Raw genomic sequence first — 218 nt, 5'->3', positions numbered from 1 at the left:
CTGGGAGACGCAGTGCGCCTCGTCGATCGCGAACAGGGAGATCTTGCCGCGGGAGAGCAGGTCGAGCGTGCTCTCCAGCCGCAGCCGCTCCGGCGCCAGGTACAGCAGGTCCAGCTCGCCGGCGAGGAATTCGGCCTCCATCATCCGCCGCTCGTCGAAGTCCTGCGTGGAGTTCATGAACCCGGCCCGCACACCCAGCGCCCGCAGGGCGTCCACCT

At 69.3% G+C, this 218-nt stretch carries 1 pseudogene; it reads right to left on the bottom strand.

Going from position 1 to position 218, the window contains the following annotated elements:
• Window positions 1–218: pseudogene (locus tag GT354_RS31955) on the bottom strand (ATP-dependent DNA helicase RecQ); the annotation flags it as partial.

The organism is Streptomyces sp. SID3343 (assembly GCF_009865215.1).
Lineage (GTDB): Bacteria > Actinomycetota > Actinomycetes > Streptomycetales > Streptomycetaceae > Embleya.
Note: the sequence above shows the minus strand (reverse complement) of the source record. Positions and strands in the feature narration are given on the sequence as shown.